Origin of the sequence: Frankia canadensis (assembly GCF_900197875.1) — a bacterium.
Taxonomy (GTDB): domain Bacteria; phylum Actinomycetota; class Actinomycetes; order Frankiales; family Frankiaceae; genus Frankia; species Frankia canadensis.
This window is the reverse complement of the sequence record NZ_FZMO01000335.1, coordinates 14862-41246: the sequence shown is the minus strand read 5'-3', so window position 1 is coordinate 41246 and position 26385 is coordinate 14862. Positions and strand designations below refer to the sequence as shown.

The 26385-nt window shown below is 71.0% G+C and carries 23 protein-coding genes; 13 read left to right on the top strand and 10 right to left on the bottom strand.

Annotated features, from left to right (window positions below; genetic code table 11):
• Together C1A33_RS23010 and C1A33_RS23000 are read left to right on the top strand one after the other, a co-directional pair.
• Positions 1-221 (top strand): HepT-like ribonuclease domain-containing protein (locus C1A33_RS23010; RefSeq protein ID WP_133150795.1); only part of this gene is annotated, 221 nt, incomplete at its 5' end.
• A gap of 982 nt (positions 222-1203) precedes the next feature.
• On the top strand, positions 1204-1380 hold the full coding sequence (locus tag C1A33_RS23000) for a hypothetical protein (RefSeq protein WP_207770448.1): 177 nt from the start codon (positions 1204-1206) through the stop codon (positions 1378-1380).
• Positions 1381-1461: 81 nt separating this feature from the next.
• On the opposite strand, the gene C1A33_RS22995 is transcribed toward C1A33_RS23000, so the two are convergent.
• Positions 1462-2385 (bottom strand): helix-turn-helix domain-containing protein, encoded by a 924-nt coding sequence (locus C1A33_RS22995; RefSeq protein WP_101833444.1) that lies wholly within the window; start codon positions 2383-2385, stop codon positions 1462-1464.
• 142 nt (positions 2386-2527) lie between these two features.
• Here C1A33_RS22995 and C1A33_RS22990 point away from each other — a divergent pair, with 142 nt between their 5' ends.
• Together C1A33_RS22990 and C1A33_RS22985 are read left to right on the top strand one after the other, a co-directional pair.
• A complete protein-coding gene (locus C1A33_RS22990; protein ID WP_101833443.1) occupies positions 2528-3268 on the top strand; it encodes an SDR family NAD(P)-dependent oxidoreductase in 741 nt (246 codons plus the stop codon).
• Between the two features lie 392 nt (positions 3269-3660).
• Positions 3661-5937: a molybdopterin oxidoreductase family protein gene (locus C1A33_RS22985; protein WP_101833447.1), complete on the top strand. Its 2277-nt coding sequence runs from the start codon at positions 3661-3663 to the stop codon at positions 5935-5937.
• A 50-nt stretch (positions 5938-5987) separates the two neighbouring features.
• Here C1A33_RS22985 and C1A33_RS22980 read toward each other — a convergent pair whose 3' ends face one another.
• Positions 5988-6569 (bottom strand): class I SAM-dependent methyltransferase, encoded by a 582-nt coding sequence (locus C1A33_RS22980; RefSeq protein WP_101833442.1) that lies wholly within the window; start codon positions 6567-6569, stop codon positions 5988-5990.
• A 946-nt stretch (positions 6570-7515) separates the two neighbouring features.
• Between C1A33_RS22980 and C1A33_RS22970 the strand changes: the two genes are divergently transcribed.
• The gene (locus C1A33_RS22970) at positions 7516-8334 is read left to right on the top strand and encodes a TIGR03620 family F420-dependent LLM class oxidoreductase (protein WP_101833440.1); all 819 of its coding nucleotides are present in this window, start codon (positions 7516-7518) and stop codon (positions 8332-8334) included.
• Positions 8335-8598: 264 nt separating this feature from the next.
• Here C1A33_RS22970 and C1A33_RS22965 read toward each other — a convergent pair whose 3' ends face one another.
• The gene (locus tag C1A33_RS22965; protein ID WP_207770447.1) at positions 8599-9528 is read right to left on the bottom strand and encodes a LysR family transcriptional regulator; all 930 of its coding nucleotides are present in this window, start codon (positions 9526-9528) and stop codon (positions 8599-8601) included.
• Between the two features lie 435 nt (positions 9529-9963).
• Between C1A33_RS22965 and C1A33_RS22960 the strand changes: the two genes are divergently transcribed.
• From C1A33_RS22960 to C1A33_RS22940, 5 genes are all read left to right on the top strand, one after another.
• Complete coding sequence (locus C1A33_RS22960) at positions 9964-10737, top strand: SDR family NAD(P)-dependent oxidoreductase (protein ID WP_101833439.1); 774 nt, start codon at positions 9964-9966, stop codon at positions 10735-10737.
• A 22-nt stretch (positions 10738-10759) separates the two neighbouring features.
• On the top strand, positions 10760-12451 hold the full coding sequence (locus tag C1A33_RS22955; RefSeq protein ID WP_101833438.1) for a rhodanese-like domain-containing protein: 1692 nt from the start codon (positions 10760-10762) through the stop codon (positions 12449-12451).
• A 25-nt stretch (positions 12452-12476) separates the two neighbouring features.
• A complete protein-coding gene (locus C1A33_RS22950) occupies positions 12477-13364 on the top strand; it encodes an ABC transporter permease (RefSeq protein ID WP_101833437.1) in 888 nt (295 codons plus the stop codon).
• 76 nt (positions 13365-13440) lie between these two features.
• A complete protein-coding gene (locus tag C1A33_RS22945; protein WP_480014664.1) occupies positions 13441-14292 on the top strand; it encodes an ABC transporter ATP-binding protein in 852 nt (283 codons plus the stop codon).
• A 26-nt stretch (positions 14293-14318) separates the two neighbouring features.
• Positions 14319-15434: an ABC transporter substrate-binding protein gene (locus C1A33_RS22940; RefSeq protein ID WP_101833435.1), complete on the top strand. Its 1116-nt coding sequence runs from the start codon at positions 14319-14321 to the stop codon at positions 15432-15434.
• Between the two features lie 261 nt (positions 15435-15695).
• On the opposite strand, the gene C1A33_RS22935 is transcribed toward C1A33_RS22940, so the two are convergent.
• Positions 15696-17102: an NtaA/DmoA family FMN-dependent monooxygenase gene (locus tag C1A33_RS22935; protein ID WP_101833434.1), complete on the bottom strand. Its 1407-nt coding sequence runs from the start codon at positions 17100-17102 to the stop codon at positions 15696-15698.
• Positions 17103-17316: 214 nt separating this feature from the next.
• On the opposite strand from C1A33_RS22935, the gene C1A33_RS22930 reads away from it, so the two are divergent.
• The gene (locus tag C1A33_RS22930; RefSeq protein ID WP_101833433.1) at positions 17317-18525 is read left to right on the top strand and encodes an acyl-CoA dehydrogenase family protein; all 1209 of its coding nucleotides are present in this window, start codon (positions 17317-17319) and stop codon (positions 18523-18525) included.
• A gap of 27 nt (positions 18526-18552) precedes the next feature.
• On the opposite strand, the gene C1A33_RS33830 is transcribed toward C1A33_RS22930, so the two are convergent.
• The 5 genes from C1A33_RS33830 to C1A33_RS22905 all read right to left on the bottom strand — a co-directional run bounded on the left by C1A33_RS33830 (position 18553) and on the right by C1A33_RS22905 (position 21993).
• Entirely contained in the window at positions 18553-18939 is a 387-nt protein-coding gene (locus C1A33_RS33830) for an SDR family oxidoreductase (RefSeq protein ID WP_115538004.1), read from the bottom strand.
• Between the two features lie 66 nt (positions 18940-19005).
• Complete coding sequence (locus C1A33_RS22920; protein WP_101833432.1) at positions 19006-19542, bottom strand: MarR family winged helix-turn-helix transcriptional regulator; 537 nt, start codon at positions 19540-19542, stop codon at positions 19006-19008.
• Between the two features lie 16 nt (positions 19543-19558).
• On the bottom strand, positions 19559-19996 hold the full coding sequence (locus tag C1A33_RS22915) for an SRPBCC family protein (protein WP_101833431.1): 438 nt from the start codon (positions 19994-19996) through the stop codon (positions 19559-19561).
• A 51-nt stretch (positions 19997-20047) separates the two neighbouring features.
• Positions 20048-20878 (bottom strand): radical SAM protein, encoded by an 831-nt coding sequence (locus tag C1A33_RS22910; protein WP_243407855.1) that lies wholly within the window; start codon positions 20876-20878, stop codon positions 20048-20050.
• Positions 20879-21102: 224 nt separating this feature from the next.
• A complete protein-coding gene (locus C1A33_RS22905; RefSeq protein WP_101833429.1) occupies positions 21103-21993 on the bottom strand; it encodes an alpha/beta fold hydrolase in 891 nt (296 codons plus the stop codon).
• Positions 21994-22437: 444 nt separating this feature from the next.
• Here C1A33_RS22905 and C1A33_RS22900 point away from each other — a divergent pair, with 444 nt between their 5' ends.
• Positions 22438-24165 (top strand): acyl-CoA dehydrogenase family protein, encoded by a 1728-nt coding sequence (locus C1A33_RS22900; RefSeq protein ID WP_101833428.1) that lies wholly within the window; start codon positions 22438-22440, stop codon positions 24163-24165.
• Between the two features lie 11 nt (positions 24166-24176).
• Here C1A33_RS22900 and C1A33_RS22895 read toward each other — a convergent pair whose 3' ends face one another.
• Entirely contained in the window at positions 24177-24761 is a 585-nt protein-coding gene (locus tag C1A33_RS22895; protein WP_165818547.1) for a TetR/AcrR family transcriptional regulator, read from the bottom strand.
• 95 nt (positions 24762-24856) lie between these two features.
• Between C1A33_RS22895 and C1A33_RS22890 the strand changes: the two genes are divergently transcribed.
• Positions 24857-26359 carry an MFS transporter gene (locus C1A33_RS22890; protein WP_133150794.1) on the top strand — a complete coding sequence of 501 codons (1503 nt, stop codon included), beginning with the start codon at positions 24857-24859 and terminating at the stop codon, positions 26357-26359.
• Positions 26360-26385: the final 26 nt, after the last annotated feature.

The window sequence follows — 26385 nt, the reverse complement described above, 5'->3', positions numbered from 1 at the left end:
CCGGGCGAGTCTCGCCCGAGATCCGCGCGCGCTGGCCGGACGTGCCGTGGCGATCGGTCACAGGCTTCCGCAACATCGCCGTGCACACCTACTTCGACGTCGACTGGTCCATCGTGTGGCGCATCGCCACGACCGCGCTGCGCGACCTTCAGGAGCAACTGACAACGCTCCTCAAGGCGGAGTTCCCGCTCATCGCCAGCCAACTCGACCAGCCGCACTGACCATGATCACGGTCACCTGTCGGCCCAGAAATGCCCGGACCGCCAGACGTTCGGAACGCTTGCTCTCCTCTGTCGATGATGTTCTAGTCAGCGCGATCACCCGGCAAGGTCACTGTTTGGAGCGGCTGCCTCCACTACCATTCCTCAGCCGACCAGCGGCGCTATGCACATCGGAACACCCAGATGCAGCCCGAGCGCGAGGACATGCCGAACCCGAAGCAGAACATCAACGCGACCACCACGCCGACGATCACGGTCACGAGACGGGCCGAAGTGTCCGACGCCGCCAGGAATTCGGGACACGTGTTCGATTCGCTAGATAATGTAGAGGTCGGCGCGGTCACTGGGCATCGTCCCTGGTCAGGGTCCGGGTAGCGACCGGTCGGACAGCGATTTCAGGGCCAGCAACCAAGATCAATCGGTTCGGATGCTGGTACACATGGTCCACCGGTCGAGCGTTGGGTAGGTGTCTCATGCCGTCGGACCTGGGCTTTTCGCGGTTGTGACGTCCCAACTCGCCGATCTTGCTAACCGTGCCGGCCGTCCTCGGCGGTGTCGGCCGGCTCAGTCGCGAAGGTGCGGATCCTGGCACTCCAGCAGCGCTGCCTCACCCGACCGCGCCACACAACGCCGCCCGCCCCTGAAGCCAGGCCGCTGATTCCAGGTCTCACCACAGCAAGATCCCGTTGGGTAATCAGGGATTGGGTCTGCTCCCTGTGCAGACGGTCACCGCGCGGTCGTCGCCAACGACATCAGGGACCCGGGGGGAGGCCGCCGTGGTGGTGGTGGCGGCCAGTATCTCCGGCGTGCCGCTCGGGGTCAGGCGTTCAACGGTCGTTACCAGGCGCCATGGGCCGCCCCTTCCGGTGACTCCTGAAACGGATGTCGCCGCCCGCGCCGGTATTCGTCGGCGCGGACGGCACCGGGTCTAGTGGAGCGTGACTCTGTTTTCTTTATTAAAGATTCATGCTAAAATCGAGATATGGAACTTTCGGCGGAAAGTGCCGCGGAACGGCGACCCGGCGGCATGGCCGAGCTGCGTGGCGCGCCCAAGGTCGTGGACCTGGCGCCCTCGGCGAGGGACACCGAGACCGGCCGCCGCCTCTGGGACATCTCCGAGGAGCTCACCGGGGTTCGATTCAAACTTCCTCCCATGTGACCCCGCCCAGGCCATGGTTTCCGATCGCACATGGGATTGGCCTGCCCCGCCCCGTGGTTCGGCCGTAGATGTTCTCCGAGGTTATCGCTGACGCAAGTCGCCGGTACCGCGTTCCGTCGGGACCACATTCGTTACCCCCGGGCTTGAGCCAGGGTTGTTGTCCTTACCGGCCCGAGTAGACCGAGTGGGTAGACCCGCGGAGGCCAAGATCGCGAGCTTGTCGGCGTCGGTGGAGCCGGCGTCGGGGTGGTAGACGACGAGCATCAGGTTGTCGGTGCCTGTGATCGCGAGCCGGTCACGGTTGAGGGTTAGCTCGCCGACCTGCGGATGCATCATGCGGATCGGCGTGCCCGTCTGGCCGCGTACCTCGTGGCGGGCCCACAGCTGGCGGAACCTCGGGCTGGCCAGGGAGAGTTCGCCGGTGAGGTCGATGAAGCGCGGGTCGTCGATGTCGGACCCGACGGCCTGGCGCAGGCTGGCGACGAAGCACTCCGTCATCGCCTCCCACTCCGGGTGGAAGGACTGCTGGTCAGGGTCGAGGAACATGTCCTTGAGCTGATTCCCGCCAACGTCGAACCGAGGCGAGACCGCGCGGGCGAGGCTGTTGGCCGCGAGGATGTCGAAGTAGCGACCCTCGATGAAGGCCGGTTGAGCCATCGAGTCGAGCAGTTTCAACGCGCCGGGTGGGACCGTCTCCATGCGGGCCCGCGGGCGGCGTCGACGGGGGGCGGCCGCGGCCAGCGACAGCAGGTGGGCGGTGTGCTCGTCATCGAGCTGGAGCACCCGGCCGATCGACTCGAGCACCTGCACCGACGGATTGCGGTCGCGGCCGCGCTCGAGGCGCAGGTAGTAGTCAGCGCTGATGCCCGCGAGCATCGCGACCTCCTCGCGGCGCAGACCGGGGACGCGTCGCGCGCCGCTCTCCGGGATCCCGGCCTGCCGTGGCGTGACCAGCGTCCGACGGGCCCGAAGGAAGGCGCCGAGGGCGTTGGTCGTCTCGCTCACGTCCCCACTCTAGGCCGGCTCGTCGTGGCCAGGGGGGCCCTGCCAGTCCCCTGTCTGGAGAGGGCTCTGGGTCGGTCGCGGAGCCTTACCTAGCGTCGGCGATGGTCCGGTCCGGACCGCCGACCTTGAAGGGAACCGGAAAATGGGACAGTTCGACGGCAAGATCGCTGTGGTGACGGGCGGCAACGCCGGGATCGGCCTGGCCACGGCGAAGCGGCTGGCGGCCCACGGCGCGCACGTGTTCATCACCGGCCGCCGCGAGGCCGAGCTGGACAAGGCAGCCGCCGAGATCGGCAACGCCACCGCGGTGGCGGGCGACGTCAGTGTCGCGGCCGACGTGGATCGCCTCTACGAGCGGGTACGGGAGCGGGGCGATGGCCTGGATGTGGTGTTCGCCAACGCGGGCATCAACCCGCTCGCGAGCCTGGAGGAGCTCACCGAGGAGACGCACGACGCGATCTTCGACGTCAATGTCAAGGGCGTCTTCCTGACCGTGCGGAAGGCCCTTCCGCTGCTCAACGACGGTGCGTCGATCGTCCTCACCGGATCCACGGCCGGGTCGGGTGGAGCTGCCGGCATGAGCGCATACGGCGCTTCCAAGGCCGCCGTGCGCGCGTATGCCCGCGCCTGGACCAGTGAGTTGGCCCCGCGGGGCATCCGGGTCAACGTCGTCTCACCAGGGCCGGTGGCCACCCCGTTGTGGGACACGGCCTTCGGGGACCGAGCCGAGGAGATGATCACCAGCGTCGCTGCTGGCATCCCCGCCCGGCGCCCGGGTGATCCGGGCGAAGTGGCCGCCGTCGTCGCCTTCCTGGCCTCCTCGCAGAGCAGCTTCGTCTACGGGGCGAACGTCTACGTCGACGGCGGCCTGGGCCAGATCTGAGCCCGCGGCCGGGCGAACACCATGGATCAGCCGCCCTGATCGTCCAGGCCGCGACCCTGCCTCAGGTCGAGCCAGGCGGCGCCGGCAGCGTCCGGGCCCTCGCGGCGCCAGGACCGTGCTCAGGAAGTTGGCGACGCCGAAGACGAGCAGGAGCGCGGCGAACGTGCCGGCACCGGCCAGTGGTTGCGCCGATGCCCACCCCTGGGCATAATCAATACGCTAATTAGATTAAATAATTCACCGGCATGCGATCGAGCGGCTCTCGCGGAGCCATGCCCGCGCCGCCCCATCCGGGGCACCGGCCCACCGCGGTGCCGGCGACCTGGGAGGACCGCGTCGATGGAGCTGGACCAGCCTCGAACCGTCAGCACGCCGCCCGGGGGGACGTCGCGATGAGCCGGGTGCACACCACGACACCGGACGGGATCCGGGTCGGCTTTCGCACCTGCCCACTGTGCGAGTCGAGCTGCGGCCTGGCCGTCTCGCTCGCCGGGGACGAGGTCGTCGGGATCCGTGGCGACGCCGCGGACGTGTTCAGCCGTGGTTTCCTGTGCCCCAAGGGCGTGTCGGTGGCCGCGCTCGACACCGACCCGGATCGCGTCCGTACCCCCCTGCTGCGGCGCGGGGACGACGTCGTCCCGGTCAGTTGGGACGACGCCTTCGCCGAGGTGCACAGGCGGCTGGTGCCCATCCTGCGCGAGCATGGGCCGAACGCCGTCGCGCTGTACTCCGGCAACCCGACCAGCCACAATCTGTCGGGGCTGCTGTACACGTCCGTCCTGCTGCGCGCGCTCGGCACGCAGAACTACTTCACGGCCACGACGCTCGACGCGATGCCGAAGATGGTCGCGGCCGGGCTCATGTTCGGAACCCAGATGAGCATCGCCGTGCCTGATGTGGACCGGACCGACTACCTGCTGGTGCTCGGCGCGAACCCGGCCGAGTCGAACGGCAGTCTGATGACCGCGCCGGACATGCCGGGGCGGCTACGCGCCCTGCGTGCCCGGGGCGGGCGGCTGGTGGTCGTCGACCCGCGCCGCACCCGGACCGCCGAGCTCGCGGACGAGCATGTCACGCTGCGTCCCGGCACCGACGCGTACTTCCTGTTCGCGGTGGTGCACGTCCTGGTGGCGGAAGGGCTGGTGCGGCTCGGCCACCTCGATGGCCTCGTCAACGGTGTCGCCGACGTCGGGCGGCTGGCCACCGCCTTCCCCCCCGAGGCGGTGGCGTCGCGGTGCGCGGTCCCGGCGGGGACTATCCGGCGGCTGGCGAGAGAGCTCGCCGCGGCCCCGTCGGCGGCGGTCTACGGACGGCTCGGGACCTGCGCCCAGGAGTTCGGGACGCTGACCAGCTGGCTCGTGGACGTCATCAACGTGCTGACCGGAAATCTGGACCGGCCGGGTGGCGCCATGTTCACCCTGCCCGCCAGCGGGTCGGCGACGACACAGGGCCTGCCCGGCCGCGGCCAGGGCGTCCGGTTCGGCCGGTGGCACAGCCGGGTGGGCGGGCATCCGGAGATCTTCGGCGAGCTGCCCGCCGGCTGTCTCGCCGAGGAGATCGACACCCCGGGGACGGGGCAGGTCCGCGCGTTGGTGACCCTGGCCGGCAATCCGGCGCTGTCGGCGCCGAACGGTCCCCGGATCTCCCGCGCGCTGGCCTCGCTCGACTTCATGGTCAGCGTCGACATCTACCGCAACGAGACGACCCGCCACGCCGACCTCATCCTGCCGGCGCCCCGGATCCTCACGCGCAGCCACTACGACCTCGGCAACTACCAGCTCGCGGTGCGCAACATCGCGAACTACTCCGAGCCGCTCGTGGAACGCGCCGCCGGCGAGTTCGACGAGTGGGAGATCCTCCTGCGCCTCGCCCGCATCGCCCAGTCGGCGACCGAGCCCGACGACCCGGACCTGAGCGCCGAGGGTCTCGCGGCGGCCGTGACCGCGACCGACGACGCGATCGCGTCCCGGCTCGCCGGACGGACCGCGCGGACGATCGGCGCGGCCAGCGGCGCGGAACTCCTCGCTGCCGTCTCGCCCCGCCGCGGACCCGACCGCCTGCTCGACCTGATGCTGCGTGGCGGCCCGTACCGGCTCTCCCTCGACGACCTGCTCGCCCAGCCGCACGGCATTGATCTCGGGCCGCTGCGGACCCGCCTCCCGGACGCCCTGCGCACCCCGTCGGGAGCCGTGGAGCTGGCGCCGGCGCCGATCGCCGCGGATGTCGACCGGCTGAGGGAGGCGCTGTCGTCACGCTCCGGCGAGGACACGCTGATCCTGATCGGCCGGCGGCACCTGCGATCGAACAACTCGTGGATGCACAACATCGGCACCCTGGTGAAGGGCCGCGATCGCTGCACGGTGCAGGTGCATCCGACCGACGCCGCCCGGCTCGCCCTCGTCGACGGCCAACCCGCCCGGCTGTCGAGCCACGTGGGTGCGGTCGAGGCGCCGGTGGAGATCACCATCGCGGTGATGCCGGGAGTGGTGAGCCTGCCGCACGGCTGGGGGCACGGCCGGCCCGGCACCAACCTGCGGGTCGCGGCGGGACGCCCCGGAACCAACGTGAACGACCTCATCGACGAGACCGTCATGGACCCGCTGTCCGGCAACGCGGTGCTCAACGGCATCCCGGTGACGGTCACTCCGGCCGCCGTCACCGCGAGCTGAACCCGCCCGAGTCGCGTCAGCCCGCGCGGCCCGAGTTGGATGCAGGCTGATCAGTGCCGGTCGGCGGTGATGACCGCAAGATCGTCGCGCTGCCAGGTGACGGCCGGTTCGAAGCCTGCGTGGTGGAGCCAGGCGAGCTGGTCGGGTAGACGGCTGGGTTTGTCGTAGACGCCGTTGACAGGTGTGACGGCGTTCTGGGGGTCTTCCGGCACGATCACGTCTGCGAGCACGAACCGCCCTCCCGCCGGGATGGCGGCGGCGATCCGGTGGAACAGGTCTGCCTTTCCCGGGCCATCCAGGTGATGGACGGCGAGGGCGGAAATCACCAGGTCGAACGGGCCGGTCGGTAGTGGCTCCTCGAGTCTGCCGACGAGGAGGTTCGCGTCTGGTAGGTGGTGGCGGGCGTGGCCGAGCATCTGTGGGCTTTCGTCGAGTGCGACGAGCGCGGCTGTGGGGTGGAGCGCGAGCACCCGTCGGCTGGTCTCACCGGTGCCTGCCCCGAGATCGAGCACGCACCTCGCGGCCAGACCGGCCGTGGCGGCGGCCACCTGGTCCTGGACCTCCTCGTAGAAGGGGACGTCGGCCAGGACCATGGCCAGGTAGGTCTGTGGGTCGAAGTGAAACTGCTCCATACTTCAGTGTCAGCGGAGAGGCCCCCTGACGCCCGTACCGCCAGCTTCGTCGCTGGCGGTCATCGGCGTGGTGGGCGTCGCTGCTCCCGCTTCTCCCGGGGCGCGGACCGGGCGTGCTTTGCCGGCAGAACATCGGCCGTGGCTAAAGCGACGGCGACCCGCCAGCCTCGACGGCGACGCGAAAGAATGCGCAACAAAGCGCGGTGCGCGATATGCCGTCCCCGCGTCGCCTGGAGTTCATCTGCTGGTCGCCGGAATCAGGCGGAGCGCATGCTCGGGCGGATGGCCCCGCCGGTGAAGCCCGGCTGGTGCGTCACGGCGTTCGGGAGCCGTCCTGGGGCTAAGGCTCTGTCTAAGGCTCTGTGACGGCGGTCCACCTGCGATCGTGGGAGGCGGCGGCTCCCAGGTCCTGCAGTCGCCGTAGGGCTGCCTTCACCTCGACGGCGGGGAGGCCCAGAATGTGCGCCAACGCACGGGCCCGAAGGGGTTGGTTCGCGCGGGCGAGGGCTGCCCGAACGCGGGCACCCGTCCAGTCCGGTCGGCCCGCGATCTCGACGCGGTGCCGTACATCCTGGCGGGGCACCTTGATGCCTAAGCCGCCCTCCGATGGTGTCGTGAAGGTGACGGGATTCACAGAATGCATGTCGCCGCTCCTCGTCTGTGTTGGTGCCTTCCACAATGCAACACCACGGGAGCATATTCCCTGCGATATGCGTCGCTTTACTGTCTGTGTCGTCTATTTGATCGAGTGTGTCGACGTGGGGGTGGCCATCGGCGGCGGGGGAGTGGATCAGCGGCGGGGCGGTGCGGGCGGCGGCGTCGCGCGGGGGAACAGGAGCGCGACCGGGCGGGTTGCCGATCGCTGACGGACCGGCGCGCGCCATGGCCCGATGGGCCCGACGCGTCAGTCCGGACACCCGACCCGAACTACCGGACGGAGTCCGCGATGCCAAGGATCGAGCTGGGGGCTGTGGGCGTGGTGCTCAGCCCCGCGACGAACGGGCTCGCCGCCGCCGCCCGCGAGGTGGAGGCGCTGGGTTACCCGACGCTCTGGCTGACCGGCGGCCCGCTGCGGAGCCTCGGCCAGGTCAGGCAGGTCGTCGAGGCCACCAGCAGGATTCGGGTCGCCACCGGCATCCTGTCCGTGGACCTCTTCCCCGCCGCCGACGTCGCCGCGCTCTACACCGAGCTGGAGGCGTCCCACCCCGGGCGGTTCGTCGTCGGACTCGGTGGCGCGCACGGACCCAGGCCACTGCGGACGCTGGCCGACTACGTCAACGCGCTCGGCGGCGCCGTGCCGCGGACGGCGCTGGCGTTCGCCGCGCTCGGGCCGAAGATGCTCGCCTTCGCCCGCGAGCACGGCGCGGCCGCCTACCCCGTTCTGGTCACCCCGGAGTACACGCAGGAGATCCGCGGGTCCCTCGGTGACGACACGACGCTGGCCGTCAGCCAGCTTGCCGTCCTCGACGCCGCCGACCCGGCCCGCGCCCGGGCGGCCGCCCGGGCACCGCTGGGCTTCCTCGGGTCTCTGCCGGCCTATCAGGCGCACTTCGCCCGGATGGGCTTCACCGACGAGGAGATCGCCACGCTGGCCGACCGGCTCGTCGACGACCTGGTTCCGCACGGCGAGGTCGCGGCGGCCGCCGCCGCCGTGGCCGCCCAGTCCGCCGCCGGCGCCGACCACGTCGCCATCAGCCTCGTCACCGACGGCGAGGAGGCCCCGCTCGCTTCCCTGCGCGCGCTGGCGGAGGTACTGCCGGTCTGATTTCCGGATTCTGGGTGACCGCCGGTCCGCCAGCCGCCGGCCGTGCCGGGCCTGCTCGGCCTCGTCAGACGTCAGCTCAGGGCAACGGTTTCTTTCTTAAGTTCTCCTACAGCAACGATGTAGCAGTAACTCATTGATTGTCGGTGTGATCAACCCGGATCGTGGGTGGCGGCCACCCGCGGTTGTCACACCCCGCTGAGGATTCCTGGAATGACGAGGTTCGAGCGCGCACCGCGTCACACCGAGGCTGCCGGCGTGGCGCCGTCAGGAGGCGACGCTCAGCCGCGGCTCGCCCAGCGCCTGGGCGCCGATCACGCGCAGCGTGCGCAGGATGAGCGCGATGTTCGGGTCGGCGCGACGCCGGTCGCGCACGACCGCGCTGACCGTGCGATGCCCGACGGGGATGTCCTCGACGATGAGGTGTGCCAGGTGCGGCGGCACCGACAGCCGGGGCACGATCGCCGGGACGACTCCGGTGGCGGCGAGGTCGCAGACGATCTGGGCGGTCACCAGCCGGTGCGTGACCCGCGGGGTGAAGCCGGCCCGCTCGGCGGCGCGCAGCAGGGCGATGTCCAGGCTCGAGTCGACCAGGCCCGTCACCCAGGCGAGGTCCGCGAGGGCGGCGAGCCCCCGGCTGAGCACCCGCGGGTGCAGCCGTGTCGGTGCCAGCAGCACGAACGGCTCGACCAGCAGCGCCTGCTGGGTCAGCCCGGTGAGCACGTCCTGGGCCTCGAAGTCGCAGCGGTAGATGATCGCGACGTCGACCTCGTTCTGGCGCAGCAGGCGCAGCGCGCCGTCCGCGTCGGCCTGCTGCAGCCGGACCTGCAGGTGTGGCTTGTCGGTGCTCAGGCGGTGCACGAGCGGCGCGGCGAAGGCCGGGATGCCCAGGTTGTAGGAGGCGACGGCGACCTGGCCGGAAACCTGGTCACGTTCGGCCGCCAGCGCGCTCATCGCGTCGTCGACGGCGCCCAGCACGACGCGCGCGTGCTCGACGAGAACGCGGCCGCTGCGGGTGAGGCCCAGGGTGCGGCCAGCCCGGCGGAACAGGATGGCGCCGGTCTCCTGCTCGAGCACCCGCAGCTGCTGGGAGACGGCGGAACTGGTGATGTTGCGCCGTTCGGCGACCGCGGTGACCGTGCCAAGGTCGGCGAGATCGCGGAGCAACATCATGCGGCGCAGGTCGAGCATGCTCATGGATGACCTCAGGGGTGAGCGAGTTGATCGCTACGACACCGGGCAGGCCCCGGTCGGTGTCGGCGACGGACGTCTGGAAGGGCACGACGCGACCGGCGCCCGCCGGCGTGGCGGGCAACCGCCCGGTTACCGGACGAAGCGACTCAACAACAACAGGCGGCGACGCAGGCACGCATGAGATCCACATGCAGACGCGCGACGAGGTCCATCCTGCTGCTCACCCCCTGATGATGGCACAGACCTGCACGAACACACCACCTTGCCGATCGGAATGATCGGGATTGACCCGGCGCGGCCGGACTCGGCGCGCCACGGTTAAGCCCGATTCCACCTTTTTCGGTAGACAAACTTGCTTGTTCGCGGCGTCCCCGCCCCGCACGCTGAGCCCGTCCCGGCAGCCGAGCGCTGCCACCGTGCTCTCGATCGGGGAAACCTGTGGGTCTCGAACTGGCCGGCAAGCGCGCGATCGTCACCGGCGGCGGCACCGGCATCGGCTACGCCATCGCCGAGGAACTGGCACGCGAGGGCGTGCGGGTCGCGATAGCGGGACGTCGGGGGGACGTACTCGGCCAGGCGGTGGCCGCGATCAGGCAGTCAACCGGCGCTGACGCCCTCCCCGTCCCGGCCGACACCGGTGACGACGACTCGGTGCGCGCTCTGGTCGACACCGTGCGGGCGGCCTTCGGCGGCGTCGACATCCTCGTGAACAACGCCGCCGAGCAGCCCGCCCAGCAGGGCCCGAGCCTGCACGACGCCGACGACGCATGGTTCCAGCGGCAGCTCAACGTCAAGGTGATCGGCTATCTGCGCACCATCCGTGCGGTGGCTCCGTTGCTGATCGAGAACGGCTGGGGCCGCATCATCAACATCAGCGGCACCGGCTCCCGCTCCACCGTCTCGGTCATCGGCTCCGTGCGCAACGCCTCGGTCACCGCGCTGACGAAGAACGTCGCCGACGAGCTCGGCCCGCACGGCGTCAACGTCACGGTCGTCCACCCGGGGCCCACCCGTACGGAGCGTTACGCGGAGCTCGCCAGTGCCCGAACCGCCGACGGCACGCTGCCCCCCGCGAACACCGTCATCGGCCGGGTGATCGAGCCCCACGAGGTGGCGTGGGTCGTCGCCTTCCTCGCCTCCCCGCGCAGCGTCGCCATCACCGGAGACGGCGTCTTCGCCGGCGGCGGCGTGCCCGGATCCATCTACTACTGAGCACAGAAGCCCGGGAGACCCCATGACCGATCTCGCCGCCGCCACGCCGCCCGCCTCCTCGCCCGCGGCACCCACGCTCGACGCCGCCACCATCGACGCCGCCACCATCGACGCCGCCACCATCGACGCCGCCGGACTGCGCACCCTGCTCGGGGACGGCGGGGAGTACGCGCTCGTCGACGTCCGCGAGTCCGGCGTCACCGCCGAGCAGGGGTCGATCCTGCTCGCCGTCTCGATCCCGCTCAGCATCCTGGAGCGCAGGGTCGGTGCGCTCGTCCCGCGCCGAAGCACGCCGGTCATCACCTATGACGGGGGTGAGGGCGAGCTGGCCGGGCGGGCCGCGGCACGGCTGGGCGAGCTCGGCTACACCGATGTCCGCGTGCTCGACGGCGGGCTCGCCGCGTGGGCCGCGGCCGGGCACAAGGTCCACAGCGGCGGCGACCACGTCATCGGGCAGGCCTTCGGCGAGTGGATCGAGGAGATCTACACGACGCCGCACATCAGCGTGCCCGAGTTTCTCGAGCGCCGGGCCGCCGGCGAGGACATCGTGCTGCTGGACAGCCGGCCCATCGGCGAGTTCACGAACCACAGTCTTCCCGGCGGGACGTCGATCCCCGGCGCCGAGCTCGTCTACCGGGCCGCCGAGGTGGTGTCCTCGCCCGACAGCCTCGTCGTCGTCAACTGCGCCGGTCGCACGCGCAGCATCCTCGGCGCCCAGGTGCTCATCAACGCGGGCCTGCCGAACCGGGTCGTGTCGCTGGAGGGCGGCACCCAGTCGTGGGTGCTGGAGGGGCACGAACTCGACCACGGCAGGCAGGCGCAGGCGCCGCTGCCGACCGGCCCGGCGCTGGACGCGGCGAAGGCGGCGGGGGACCGCTTCCGCGAGCGCTTCGGAATCCGGCGGATCGACGCCGCCACCCTGGCGAGCTTCGGTGCCGACGACACGCGCTCGCTCTACGTCCTCGACGTGCGCACGCCCGAGGAGTTCGCCGCAGGCCATCGGCCCGGCTCGCGCTCGGCCCCGAGCTGGGAGGTCGCGCCGTGGGTGTTCCGGTACGTCGGGACGCACCACTCCCGGGTGGTCCTCGTCGACAACGACGGCGTGCGGGCGACCGTCGCCGCCTCCTGGATCGCCCAGTTCGGCTGGGCCGAGGTCTTCGTTCTTGAGGGCGGGCTCGACGGGGTGGAGCTCGAGACCGGGCCGGTGGCGGCCACGGATGACCTCGGCCTGCCGACGGGCGGTCCACGCTCCATCACCCCCGGCGAGGTGCACGATGCGCCGGCCGGGAGCGTGCTGGTGCTCGACGTCGCTCCCAGCCCGGAGTACCGCGCCGGCCACCTCCCCGGCGCCAGGTTCGCCATCCGCGCCCGGCTCGCGGCGTCGGTCGGTCAGCTGCCCGGCACCGGGCCGATCGTCGTGACCTCCACCGACGGCGTGCTCGCGCGCTACGCCGCGGCCGACCTCGCGGCCGTCACCGACCGGGAGGTCCAGGTGCTCGACGGCGGCACCGACGCCTGGCGCGCGGCCGGCCTGCCCGTGGAGACCGACCAGGTCGCCTGGCTGCACGAGCCGAACGACGTCGTGAGCTCGGGCTGGCGCGAGATCGACCTCGAGGCCCGCAAGGCCGGTTTCCGTCGCTACCTGGCCTGGGAGCTCGGCCTGGTCGCCGAGCTGGACCAGGACGACACCGTCCCCTTCGCCACGTTCGCCTGAATGCGCCAGCCGTGAGGACCCGATCATGACCACCATCACCGCGATCGCGCCGGACGAGAAAGCCGCCGCGAAGGCACCGCTCAACCGGGCACTGATCGATCTCAGCCCGAACGGCCGCGGCCGCGTGGTGGCGATGCGCCAGCGGATTCGGTTCTGGGGCGGCTGGACGCTGCGCGTCGGTGTTCCCATGCTGCTGATCGTGTTCTGGCAGCTCGCGCTGAACTGGCACTGGACCTCCGAGGACACCCTCCCGTCACCAAAGACGATCGTGGAGGCCTACAAGTACCTGTGGGGCAACGGCTCGCTGCAGGACGCCATCCCGGTGTCGCTGCGCCGCGCCGGCGAGGGCCTGCTGCTCGGCGGGAGCGCCGGTCTGGTCATCGGCATCTTCGCCGGGCTCTGGAAGCTCGGTGAGGAGATCTTCGACGCCACCCTGCAGATGCTGCGAACGGTCCCGTTCATCGCCCTGGTGCCGCTGTTCGTCACCTGGTTCGGTATCGAGGAGCCCTCCAAGCTCGCACTCATCACCGCGGCCGCGCTGTTCCCGCTCTACCTGAACACGTTCCACGCGGTGAAGGGCGTCGACCAGAAGCTCATCGAGGCGGGGAAGACCTTCGGGCTCACCGGCTTCCAGATCGCGCGCCGCATCATCTTCCCGACGGCGCTGCCCGGCATCCTCACCGGCCTGCGCTTCGCCTGTTCGTTCTCGTTGCTGTCGCTGGTGCTGGCCGAGCAGGTCAACGCGACCGCCGGCATCGGATATCTGATCATCAACGCGCAGAACAACCAGCGCCCGGACATCGTCATCGCCGGCATCTGGATCTATGCGGTGCTGGGAATCCTCATCGACTTCTTCATGCGCGGCGTGGAGCGCCTCGCCCTGCCCTGGAGGGCCCGTGTCGGCATCGGTTGACGCTCCCGAGAACGCCACCGTGGACGGAGTTTCCACCGTGGACGGAGTCGCCACTGCGGACCGCGCCGCCGCGACTCTGGACGGATTTCCCGCGCCAGCCGAACCAGCGCACGGCGTGGGCAACACGGACGAAGTGCGGGGCGCGGCCGAGGCCGGTTATGTGGTCGAGGCGCTGGGTGTGCGGCGCGTCTTCAACGGCCGGGCGGTGCTCGACGGGGTCGACCTCCGGCTGCGCAAGGGGAACTTCGTCGCGCTGCTCGGCCCGTCCGGGACGGGGAAGACGACCCTGTTGCGCATTCTCGGCGGCCTCGACACCGCCGACGCGGGGCGGGTGATCGTCCCCCGGGTGCGATCGACCGTCTTCCAGGAGCCCCGCCTGATTCCCGCACAGCGGGTGTGGCGCAACGTCGTCCTCGGCGCCCGCCGACCGCGGGCCGCGCGCCGCCGGGCGACGGACGCCCTGGCCGAGGTCGGTATCGCGGGCCACGCGAATGCCTGGCCCCGCACGCTGTCCGGCGGCGAGGCCCAGCGCGTCGCGCTCGCCCGCGCGCTGGTCACCGAGCCTGACCTGCTGCTTCTCGACGAGCCGTTCGCGGCTCTCGACGCCCTGACCCGCATCAGGATGCACGACCTGCTGGCGGCGCTGTGCGCCAGGCACGAGCCGGCCGTTGTCCTGGTCACCCACGATGTCGACGAGGCGATTCTGCTCGCCGACCGCGTCCTGGTCCTCTCGGGCGGCGCGATCGCCCTGGACCAGGCGGTCGACATCGACAAGCCCCGCAACCGCGACGATCCGCGCTTCCTCGCGCTGCGGGCGACGCTGCTCGAACAGCTTGGCGTCGCCCGGACCGTCGGTGGTGGCAGCACGGAGGTCGCCGCTTCCGGACATCACCCCGTCGACCGGAACCCGACGACGGACCTTCACTGACCAGCCCACGAGAAAGACCGCTTTTCATGATCAGTAACAGGAAACCCTGGCGTCTCATCCGACGCGCGTCCGCCGCCGCCACGACCGTCGCGCTGGCGGCGGTGGTCGCCGCGTGCGGCAGCTCCGGCGGCTCGACCGCGAGCGGGGCCTCGTCGACCGGCGCGCGCGCGACGGGCGGGTCCGGCGGATCGTCCCTCGACCTCTCCGGCGTCACCCTGAAGGTCGGCTACCAGACGGCCGACTTCCCGGCGCTGCTCAAGGCGTCCGGCCTGTTCGAGGACACGCCGTACAAGTTCCAGATCCCGGTCATCGCCGGGCCGGCGAACCAGCTGGCCGCGCTCTACGGCAAGCAGATCGACGTCGGCCAGACCGGTGAGAACACCGCCGCCTTCGAGGCCGCCAACTCCGCCACCCCGTGGCCCGCCGACGGCGCCCCGATCCAGGGCTTCGCCGTGACCTGGACGCCGCAGGCGCCCTATCCCGCGGCCGTGTACGTGACGAAGAAGTCGGGCATCACCTCCCTGGCTGGACTTCGGGGCAAGAAGATCGGCTTCAACTACGGCGGCAACATCTACGCCGAATACGTCATCGCCCTGCAGAAGGGTGGCTTCGCGCTCAAGGACGTCCAGGGCGTGCAGTTCCCGAGCAACCAGGCCGCCGCCAACGCCTTCCTCGCCGGCAGCCTGGACGCCGTCGTCACCAGCTACAGCATCGTGAAGAAGCTGGTCGACTCGGGCGACGCGATCAAGATCGCCGACAACAACACCCTCGGCATCATCGGGGGCAGCGGTTGGATCGCCCGGACCGACGCGCTGAAGGACCCGGCCAAACTCGCGGCGATCAAGGACTTCTACGGCCGGCTCCGCACCTTCTACGAGAAGTGGATCCCGACCCACGAGGCGGACTACGAGAAGGTTCTGGTGTCGCAGGTGGGCCAGCGTCCCGACGTCGCCAAGGTGAACTGGGAGAACGCCCGGCACTCGACCTTCTACCGGATCGGCGATCCGAAGTTCCTGCAGATCCAGCAGGCGACCGTCGACGCCGCGTTCGGCTACGGCGGGCTCAAGACCAACGTCAGATCCCGGCTCGGATGGAACTACTCGACGGTCCTGGACGGCGTCACGACCGGCACCACCGGCTGACCCACCCCTCGCACCCGCCCGGCCGGACCTTTCCCACGGAAGGCCCGGCCGGGCGTCTTGGTGACCAGTTCTCCGGCCCCTGGGCCGTCAGCCGACGATCCCGGCTCGCCCTGGCAGCGCCGCCGCCGTAGGCTCCGGCGCCCATCCCTCACCGGCGGGACGGTACCGGGGTGGGCAGGCCGAGGTGACCGCGCAGCGTTGTGGACCTGTACTCGCGCCCCAGCGCGTTCGCGTTGACGTTCAGATGCGGCTGACGGGTGCTCACGCGCGGAGATCTCCTGGCCAGACGTGTGCTGGGGCGGTGGCGGCCGCGGCAGCGGTGGCCGGGCTGGCAACGGTCGCCCCTGCGCCGGGGCCGGGGCGGGCCTCGCGGGAGAGGGGAGGCAGGCCGTAGTGGCCGCGCAGCGTGGTGGAGGTGTACTCGCGGCGGAAGATCCCGCGTCGCTGCAGTTCTGGCACCAGGTGGTCGGAGACCTGCTCCAGACCGGACGGGAAGATGTCGAAATTGATGTTGAAGCCGTCGGCGGCCTGCTGGGTGAACCACGCCTCCATCTCGTCGGCGACCTGCTCCGGCGTCCCGACGAGGGCGTTCTGCGCGTGCGCCCGCCGTTCCAGCAGCTGGCGGACGGTGAGGTTCTCCCGGCGCGCCACCGACAACACGGAGGTCGCGGCGCCCACGCTGCGCGGCCGCCACTCGTGCGAATCGATGAAGTCCCAGGGCAGCGTCCTGTCCACGGCCAGCAGATCCACCGGGACGCCGAGCTGCGCCGACAGCGCGCCCAGACTGGCGGCGTTCACCACGGCCGGACCGTCCAGGTCGGCGCGGCGTGCCCGCGCCTCCGCCTCCGTGCCCCCAAGGGTGATGTTCAGGCCGGGCAGGATCAGCAGCTCGTCCGGGTCGCGGCCATGGGCGGCGGCGCGTGCCTTCAGCGTGCGGTAGAACTCCTGCGCGGTCGGGATGGTGTTGACCGCGCAGAACACCGCGTCGGCATGCTGGGCGGCCAGGTCGATGCCCCGCGGTGACGCACCGGCCTGGACGATGACCGGCCGTCCCTGGACGGACCGGGGGAACTGGAAGCGCGCCGTGAAGCCGACGTGCGTGCCGTCGTAGTCCACCGTCGGCACCAGGCTGTCCTTCACCAGTTCACCCGCGGCCGGGTCGGCGACCAGGGCGCCCTGGTCCCAGGAGTCCCAGAGCCGCTTGACGGCGATCAGCACTTCCTCGGCCCGGGCGTAGCGGACGTCGCGCTCGGGCAGCGTGCCCCGGCCGTACAGGGCCGCCGCCGCGTCCTCACCCGAGGTGACGATGTTGACCGCTGCCCGGCCACCGGAGGCGAGGTCGAGCGTCGCGGCGCGACGGGCGACGTCCCAGGGCTGGTAGAAGGTCGCCGACAGTGTCGCGACCAGGCCGATGTGGCTGGTCGCGCGGGCCACGGCCGTCTGGAGCATGAACGGGTCGAAGGCATGCCACGGCTTACTGAAGTCGGTGGCGCCCAGATGATCGGCGAGGAACACCGCGTCGAGCAGGCCGCGCTCGGCGATCCGTCCGAGCTGCTCCCAGCGGGCGACATCGAGGAACCAGGTCGGCGGATCGCTGCGTCGCCAGCTGTTCGGCGGCTTCGCGAGTCCATTGCCGTTGACATTCAGATGCAGGAGTCTTTCCGCCACCCCTGCATCCTTTGGTGCAGCCGTCGCGCCAAGGAAGGAGGAACGGCTACCGGTTCCCTGAAGCGCCTCTTCGTGGTCGGCGACGCAGCGCGTCGGGCCGGTGTCGGTGCGGCGCGACAGGTAAGCGCATGCCGTCCCAAGGCGTTAGCCGGACCGTGTTGATCCCGCCCGCCGCGGGATCAAGACTGGGTTGCCACGCCGAAAAGGGGCCCTGATGACCGACCTTGCCGACCTCACCACAGCCGTCACCTACGGCTCACCGCGCCTGCGGGAGCTGATCGACCACATCGCCGCGGGGGCCGTCGAACGCGATGAGCGCGACGAGCCGCCCTTCGCGGCGATCGACGCCGTCCGGCGTGCCCGGCTTGGTGCGATCCGGCTGCCGGTCGCGCAGGGTGGCGGCGGCGCCTCACTGGTCGAGCTCTTCGAGCTGTTCATCGAGCTGGGCGCCGCCGACTCCAATGTCGCGCACATTCTGCGCAGCCACTTCGGCGTCGTGGAGAACCTGCTGCGCGGGACCGGCCCGGTGAACGCGCGGTGGCGGGAACGGGTCGCGCGGGGCGAGCTGATCGGCGCGGCGTCGACCGAACTCGGCGCGAAGGCCGGCGCGACCGACGCGCCCTATCAGACCAGCATCACCCGGACACCACACGGCCCGCGCCTGAACGGGACGAAGCACTACACCACCGGCAGTCTGTACATGGACTGGCTGGTCATCGGCGCTACCGACCTCGACGGCGAGAAGGCCCAGCTGATCATTCCCGGTGACCGGCCGGGCGTGCACCGGCCGGGCGACTGGGACGGCTTCGGTCAGCGCTTCACCGGCAGCGGCACGGTGACCTTCGACGACGTCGCCGTCGGTCCCGACGACTACTTCGGCACGGGCGCGTCCGCCGGCGACGGCCTCCCGTATCCCGCGACCTTCTTCCACATCCAGCTGAACGCGATGATCGCCGGCATCCTGCGGCGGGTGGCCAGCGATGCCGTCGAGCAGGTCCACAGCAGGTCGCGTGCGTTTTACCACGCGACCGCCGACGTTCCGGCCGAGGACCCGATCGTCCAGTACAGCGTCGGGCTGCTGCACAGCCAGGCCTTCGCCGCCGAGGCCCTCGTCCTGACCGCCGCGGCGGCGCTGCGGGACGCCTACGCCGCACACGGCGCCGCCGAGGAGCCCGAGCTCTCGCTGCGCGCGTCGCTGCTCAACGCGAAGGCCAAGGTCGTCATCGACGAGCTCGCCAACCGCGCGGCCTCGGAACTGTTCGACATCGGCGGCGGCTCGCTGGTCCGCCGCGGCGCCCACCTGGACCGGCACTGGCGCAACATCCGCGCGATCGCCGCCCACAATCCGAAGACCCTCAAGGCCGTCGCGGTGGGTCGGTACGCACTGCTCGGCACCCCGCTGCCCAACCAGGGCTTCTTCTAGAGGCCATCGGCGAGGTGGACACCCGGCTCATCCGGGCCTGACCGGTGAGCCGGTCACGGCTGCGCCGTCGACCGCGATGATCTGGCCGGTGACCCACCTGGCGGCATCGCTGACCAGGAACGACACGACATCCGCGACGTCCTGCGGCTGCCCGGGCCGCTGGAACGGTCCGAGCGGCGCCTCGGGTTCCGGCCGCCGCGGGGGCTGCGCCGGCGGGAGGGTGACGGGAGCCATCGACCCGATCCGCAGCGAGTTCACGGTGATGCCGCGTGGGGTTGCCGCCTGCTCACCCGTGTTGAACCCGATCACGACACGGTGTCCGTCGACGGCCAGGCGGTGGCAGATCGCCGAGCCGACCGCTCCGGAGCCTCCCGTGACGACAGCCACCTTTCCAGTGGGACTCACCGCGTTCACCGGTCCGCTCCTCCGGTTCGCTCCTGTCCCCGGCCCCCCAACCGGGTCTCGAACGGGTCTGGCACGTCAGGCCTCATGCGAGGCCGCGCCCAGTGGGGCGACCTGCGACGCGGCCGGGTGTGGGGCGTGCTGGCCGGCACCGGCCGTGGCCGGACCCGCCGCGCGGGTGTAGGCCGCCAGCCGGCGCATCTGGCTGACGAAGGACGGTGAGACGCCGGCGAAGAAGTCGGCGTCGGCCTGATCCACCACGGTGATGGCGCGCCGCGCGAGCGCCGCGCCATCGCTGGTCACCGAGATGACCCTGGCCCGGGTGTCACGGACGTCCATGACGCGCTGCACCAGCCCGCGAGCCTCCAGCCGCCGCAGGACCTCCGAGGTCATCCGGACGTCCGTGCCGGCCTGGGCGGCGATCGCGACCTGGTGCGGCCGCTCGCCCTGCTCGCCCAGCCACCAGGTGCAGGCGAGCAGCACGAACTGGACGTGGGTGAGCTCCAGTGGCGCCAGCACGTCCGTGAGTGCCCGCTGCCAGCGCAGCGTGAGCCGCCAGAGCAGGAAGCCGGGGCTGTCGTCCGGGCCGCCGGCGATCCTCGTCTCCGGGCTCATGCCGGCCTGCCCGGGATCACGCCGCCCCGGTCGTCGCCTGGCGGCGGGCGGCGTCGAACAGCTCGTCCAAGGTGTCCGGGAAGTCCGTGCTGATCTGCGGGCCCATCTCGGGACCGACCTGGTCCGCCTCGGCCCCGTCGATCTCCAGGCGGTGGGTGACCCTGGTCCGGCCCGGGCCCTCGGGGGTCAGGGTGTGCCGGAACAGCAGGGTCAGCCCGTTGAAGGTGGTGCGGTCGGCGTACACCTGCGGCTCGGTCAGCTCCACGATGGTGGACCGGAAGGTGTCCTGGCCCTGCGGGGTGACCGACAGCTCGGTGCCCACCGCGAAGGGGCCGTGCAGCTCGAAGGTGTCACTGCGCTCGCTCAGCTTCACCCCGGAGTGCAGGTCGCGCAGGGCGGCCCAGACGGCCTGCGGCTCCACGTCGGCGACCGCGCTGTGCTCCGTTGCCCACATCTCGTTCTCCCAGGATCGTCTTCGCTGGATGGTGGATTATCTACGCACGGATTATGTGTGCACGGTCATTCTCGCACACGTCCGCCGGCGGCCGGGGCCGGTCGGCGGGACGCGCGGATGAGCGCCCTCCACCGGATCGCCGCCCCGGCGGGTGAGCCCGATCGTGGACCCGACCGTGAAGCGGCCGTTCAGGCGGCTGCTCTCGATGCCGTCGTCCCAGGTTCGCCAGGCGTTGACGTCGACCCAGACGGCCCAGATGTCATGCGGCGTGAAGCCCCGAGCCTGGAACTCCCGGATGACCCGGGCGCTGTCCTGCGCGGCGTGCGGCGAGCCGATCACGCCGAGGATCTCCGGCTGGAACGACTGGACGCCGAGGCTCAGCCGGTTGATCTGTGACCGGACGACGTAGTCGATCTTCTCCTCGTCGAAGTCGCGGGCGTTGCCCTCGAGGGTGAACTCCGCGTCGTCGGCGACCTGGAACGACGAGTAGACCGCGTCGACCAGGCGCCGCAGGTTCGCCGTCTTCAGGATGCTGCCCGTGCCGCCGCCGATGAAGATGGTGCGGACCAGGCCGGTGCCGAACCTGCGGTACCGCGCCCAGTGCCGCAGATCGGCGATCAGCGCGTCGACGTAGCGCTCCTCCCGGCCACGGGTGTCGTTCTCCGAGAGCAGGCTCGCGAAGTAGGGGCACGACTTGCACCGGGTCCGGCAGAAGGGGACGCCGAGGTAGAGCACGAAGTCGGACCCGGCCCGCTGCAGGTCGACGTGGCCTTCCAGCCACTCGACCCCGCCCGTGACCCGGTGCATGCCGGGCGGATAGAGAATGAAGGGCAGGTAGCACTTGTTGGGATACGGATCGGACAGCGGTGCTGTCTCGAGCATCGTCACGGCTGTTCTCCTCGCGTGCGCGACGGCGGGACCGCAGGGGTTCCGACCGGACATGACGCGAGACACGGTCGTGCCGACGTCTCCAGGCCTGTTCCAAGCTGGCTCCAACCGGCCGATCCCCGGTGCCGCCGAGCGTTCGAGCCGTTCTGGAACAGGACTGGATGGCCGTGCGAGCGCGGTGCGAGAAGAAGGCCGTGAGGGTCGACCGGGGGCCGCCGTCAGGGACTGGTGACGAGGCTGCGCAGCGCCGCTGTGACCTCGCCGGGCCGGTCCTCGGGGAGCAGGTGGCCGCCGTCGAGGACGACGGTCCGCAGCCGTGGGGCCCAGGACTTCCACACCGCCTCGAAGTCGAAGACCGGCGGGGTCTGGCCCAGGTCGTTGACCACGGCGACGACCGGCATCGCCAGCTGCCGGTTCTGGGCGCGGTCGGCCAGGTCATGCAGGCCGTCGACGAACGCTCCCGACCGGTAGTCGCCGCAGACAGCCGCGATCGCCTCGGGCCGGCGGGCGGCGGCGAGGTAGGCGGCGCGCACGTCGGCGGGAATCGCCTCCGGATCGGTGATCCACGTGTCCAGGAAGTAGCCGAAGTACAGGTCCGGGTCGCTGGCGATGACCTGTTCCGGGAACGGGGCCGGATGGGCCATCAGGTGCAGGTGGAAGAGGAAGGCGTCCGCCTGGTAGCTCAGGGTGCTCCACAGGTCGCCGTAGGGGATGACCCCGAGGACGGCGAGATGACTCACGGCGTCCGGATGGTCCAGCGCGGCGCGGAAGGCGACGCCGGCGCCGCGGTCGTGGCCGGCGACGGCGAACCGGTGGTGGCCGAGCTGGCGCATGAGCGTGACGACGTCGGCGGCCATGGTGCGCTTGCTGTAGACGGTGTGCTCCGCGTCGTCGGCCGGTTTGTCGCTGTCCCCGTAGCCGCGCAGGTCGGGGCAGACGACCAGATGGTTGGCGGCGAGATCGGCGGCCACGTGCCGCCACGCGAGGTGCGTCTGCGGGAATCCATGCAACAGAAGGACCGGCGTGCCGGCGCCGCCGATCGCCACGTTGAGCGTCACGTCTCCGACGGCGATCCGACGGTAGGTGAATCCGGCAATAGAGGTGGTCACAATTCCCTCGCGGTGCTGAGGTTCTCCGAATATCACGTTCCTGACAGCGACCCAGCCTGTCATCGCCGCGGGCGGGCGAAGGGCACCGCCGGGCCCGGCGTGTCGGCCACGGTCTGGCGGCCGGGACCGCGGATCCCTGCTGGCTTCAGCGCCGCGACCACATTGTTGCTCGAATATTTCGCTGGCCAGCTGGCTCGGTGGTGGGGTTCGAGGCCGGGCCGCCGGCCGTCGCGGACAGGGGTTCGTCGGGGTTGGCTGTAGGGGGTACCCCGTCGCTATTCTCCGATATCGGGCGCAGGAGCCGCCCTGTAGCGCGTCGATGGTCTGCGAATCGTGTGGACCATGTGAGGCGGCTCTTTCATCTCCTGGTGTCCGGTTCGTTCGGGCGCGTCCTGGTCCTCGCCGGAATTCGTGGCGATGAAGCTGACGACAAGGAGCTGATCCATGAGTTCGACATCCACGCCCGCGACCGGCGGGCGGAGCTTTGTCGCGAGCCTCGACTCCGGCCGGCTGCGGTGGGATCGGGTGGCGCCCTTCCCGGCGGAGGATCCGGTGCAGCGGCGCCGGGCGGACGAGATCGTCGAGCGGGTCGGGGCGTTCGTCGAGGCGCGGATCGACCCGGAGGAGGTCGACGGGACGGCCGCGCTCCCCGACGGCTTCGTTGAGGAGCTGCGCGAGCGGGGCTTCCTGTCGCTGCGCCAGTCCGCCGAGATCGGCGGCCACGACCTGTCGGCGTACGGCGCGTTTCGCGTCGTCACCCGGGCGGTGAGCTGGTCGGCGCCGGTGGGCCAGCTGCTGGGAGTCCAGAACGGGGTCGCACCGTTCGAGCTCGCCCGGTCCCTGCCGGCCGGCGCCGTGCGCGACCTGCTGGAGCAGCGCATCACCGAGCGCGCGATCGGCGGCTGGGCGGACACGGAACTGATCGGGCAGAACAACAGCCGGCCGGCGCTGACCGGATATCTGACCGAGGACGGCTCGGCCTACCTGCTGCGCGGCCACAAGACGTTCATCGGCAACGGCCCGCTCGCCGAGTTGGTGGCCGTGACGGGGCTGGCGGCGACCGGAGAGGGGGAGCCGCGCATCGCGGTCTTCTTCGCGGACACCCGCCAGCCGGGGCTGACCGTGCAGGCGCACGAGTTCGTCGGCGCCAAGGGACTGCCGGTCGGGGCGCTCACCTTCGACAACCTCCGGGTCCCCCGCGAGCACGTCCTGCTGGTCGGCGAGGAGAACCCGCAGGCCGCGCCGCAGACTCGCGCGATGGGCATCGTCGGGCGCATGTACAGCACCTCGGGGCCGGCGCTCGCCATCGGGCGGCTGTGCCTGCAGTGGTCCCGGGAGTTCGTGTCGCGACGCTTCATCGACGGCCGCAACCTCGGCGAGTACGACCTGATCCAGCGGATCGTGGCGACGTCACTCGCCGACGTCTTCGCGACCGAGAGCGTCCTGCAGTGGTCGCTGATCGGGCCGGGCCTGGCTGACCGCTGGTTCGAGCTGGTCTGGTCGATGAACGTCTCCCGCGCCGCGAACTGGCGGATCGTGGACCAGACGGTGTCGCTGCTGGGCGGCGAGGGGATCGAGACGGCGCGCAGCAAGCGCCGCCGCGGCGCGCAGCCGCTGCCGGTGGAGCGGTTCTTCCGGGACGCCCGCCTGATCCGGACGATCGGCAACGTCGACTTCCAGGTCGACAACATCACCGGCCGGCAGTACCTGGCGCGCTTCTACGGGCCCGAGGCGGACCGGATCGGCTCCGCCGCGACCGGCGGCGAGGACACGCTCGCCTTCGCCGCGTCGGCCGACCTCTCCCCGGCGAACCTCGAGCATCTCGGCGCGCTGGGCGAGGAGACCCGGCGGTTCGCCGCCGCGACCCGGCAGCTCGTCCGCCGCTACCCGGACCCGCGGGAGCTCGCCCTGCACGAGCAGTCGCTCGTCCTGATCAGCCGGATCGCGAGCGAGCTGTACACGGCGGCGGTGACGCTGGCCCGGGCCAGCCACCTGGCCAGCGACGACGGCGGTGCCAGCCAGGGGCTCGCGGACGTCTACCTCACCGAGGCGCGCCACCGCGTCGAGGCCCTGTGGCGGCGCCTGGCGCCGGCCATCGCCGAGCCGGACCACGCGAAGATCAGCCGCGACTGGCTTGCGGGCGCGTCCTTCGACCAGCTCCTCACGCACTGAGGCTGGCGGGGCTAGCCGCCGGCCTCCGCGTCGACCAGCTGGCGCAGGCAGGGATCGAGCAGCTCGATCAGGCGTTCGGGGGGCGCCTGCACGACGTCGTCGAGCTTCAGCAGGTGCCTGGTGACCATCAGGCCGACCAGGACCGTGCAGATCAGCCCGGAGCGCAGGCCGGCGTCGTCGCCGTCGAGCACGCTGCTGATCTTGGCGGCGCCGTCGTCGAGGAACGCACAGCGGGCGGCCTCCGCGGCCTGCTCGTGGGTGAGCATCGAGCGCAGCGTCGCGAGCAGCGCGTCCGGCTCCTCGTCGAGCTTGCCGAGCAGGTAGGCCAGGACGCGGGTGCTCAGCTCGTCCCTGGGGCCGGGCAGCGTCTCGGCCAGGTCGAACTCGATCTCGGAGGCGGCCTGGAACAGCGCCTCCTTGGTACCGAAGTGGTGAATGACCAGCGCCGGGTCCACGCCGACCTGACGGGCGATCGCGCGAATGGTCGTGCCCTGGTAGCCGTTCTCGCGGAACAGCTCCCGGGAGGCGTCCAGGATCGCCGCGCGGGTGAGAGCACGACGCTCGGAGCGACTGACGCTCGGTGTGTGAGACGTCACAGGCATCCCTCGTTCAATGCGTGTTGACCCAGACTTTCGGACCCTTCTACGATACCTGAGTCAACGACTGTTGAACGGGCCTCGGGAGGACCTCCGTGACGCTTGCAGGGACTCGGCCGGCGTCGAGCACGCCGACGATCTCCGGTGCGCGCAAATGGATCGTGCTGGGAATCGTCTCGATCGGCCAGCTCATGGTCGTGCTCGACGTGACCATCATGAACGTCGCGCTGCCCAGCATTCAGAAGGCGCTCGGCTTCGCCAGCGGCAATGACCTGCAGTGGGTGCTGAACGCCTACGCGCTGACCTTCGGAGGCCTGCTGCTGCTCGGCGGACGGGTCGCGGACCGCTTCGGCCGCCGGCTGGTGTTCCTGGTGGGCCTGGCCATCCTCGGCGTGGCGAGCGTCGCGGGTGGGTTCGCGGAGTCGCCCGGCCTGCTCATCGCGGCGCGCGCGGTGCAGGGCATCGGCGGTGCGCTGATGTCCCCTGCCGCGCTGAGCCTGCTCACGGTGACCTTCCCCGAGGGGGAGGAGCGCAACCGGGCGCTGGGCATCTGGGCGACGGTCGCCGGCGCCGGCGGCGCGCTCGGGCTGGTGCTCGGCGGTGTGCTCACGGACACCCTGTCCTGGCGGTGGGTGCTGCTGATCAATGCTCCGGTGGCGGTGGTCGTGATCCTGGTGACGCCGATCTTCGTCACCGAGAGCAGGGACGAGTCGGCCCAGAGCCTGGACGCCGCCGGGGCGGCGACCGTGACGCTTGGGCTGAGCGCGCTGGTCTACGCGCTGGTACGGGCCAACACGGTGGGCTGGCTCACCTTCGAGATCATCGGCCTGCTGGTGGCGGCCGCGGCGCTGCTCGGGCTGTTCGTCCTGCTGCAGGCGCGGGTGCGCAATCCGATGCTGCCGCTGCGGGTGTTCCGCTCGGGCAGCGTCCTCGGCGCGGACGTCGGCATGCTCGTGCTGTCCGCCGGCATCGTGGCGATCCTGTTCTTCATCACCCTCTACCAGCAGCAGATTCACGGCTTCTCGCCGATCCGGACGGGGTTCTCCTTCCTGTCGATGTCCGCCGCGGTCGGCACCATGGCGCAGATCGCCCCGCGCCTCATGGACCGCTTCGGCCTGCGGCCGGTGGTTCTCGCGGGACTGGCGCTGTCCATCGTCGGGATCCTGCTGTTCGTCCGGATCTCGCCGCACGGCAGCTACGCCTCCGAGGTCCTGCCCGCGCTCATCGTCTTCGGGGCGGGGCTCGGGCTGTCGTTCGTCAGCCTGACCGCGGCCGGAATCGCCGGCATCCCGGAGGAGGACACCGGGGTCGCCTCCGCGCTGGTCAACGCCGCCCAGCAGGTCGGCAGCGCCCTGGGGCTGGCCGTTCTGATCGCCGTCTCGAACGCGCGGTTCGACGCGCTGAACCCGTCCCCGCGCGACCCGGCCGCGATCGCGTCGGCGACCACCAGTGGGTGGAGCTGGGCGTTCGTGGTCGGTGGCATCGTGATCGCCCTCGGCGCCGTCGTCTGCGCGGCGACGATCGGCTCGGGCCGGGACTCGCGGGCGGCGGCGGACCAGAGCGCGCCCGAGCCGGTGAAGGCGTCCGTCCAGGCCTGACAGCGAACCTCCCGCGCCGCGTCCGA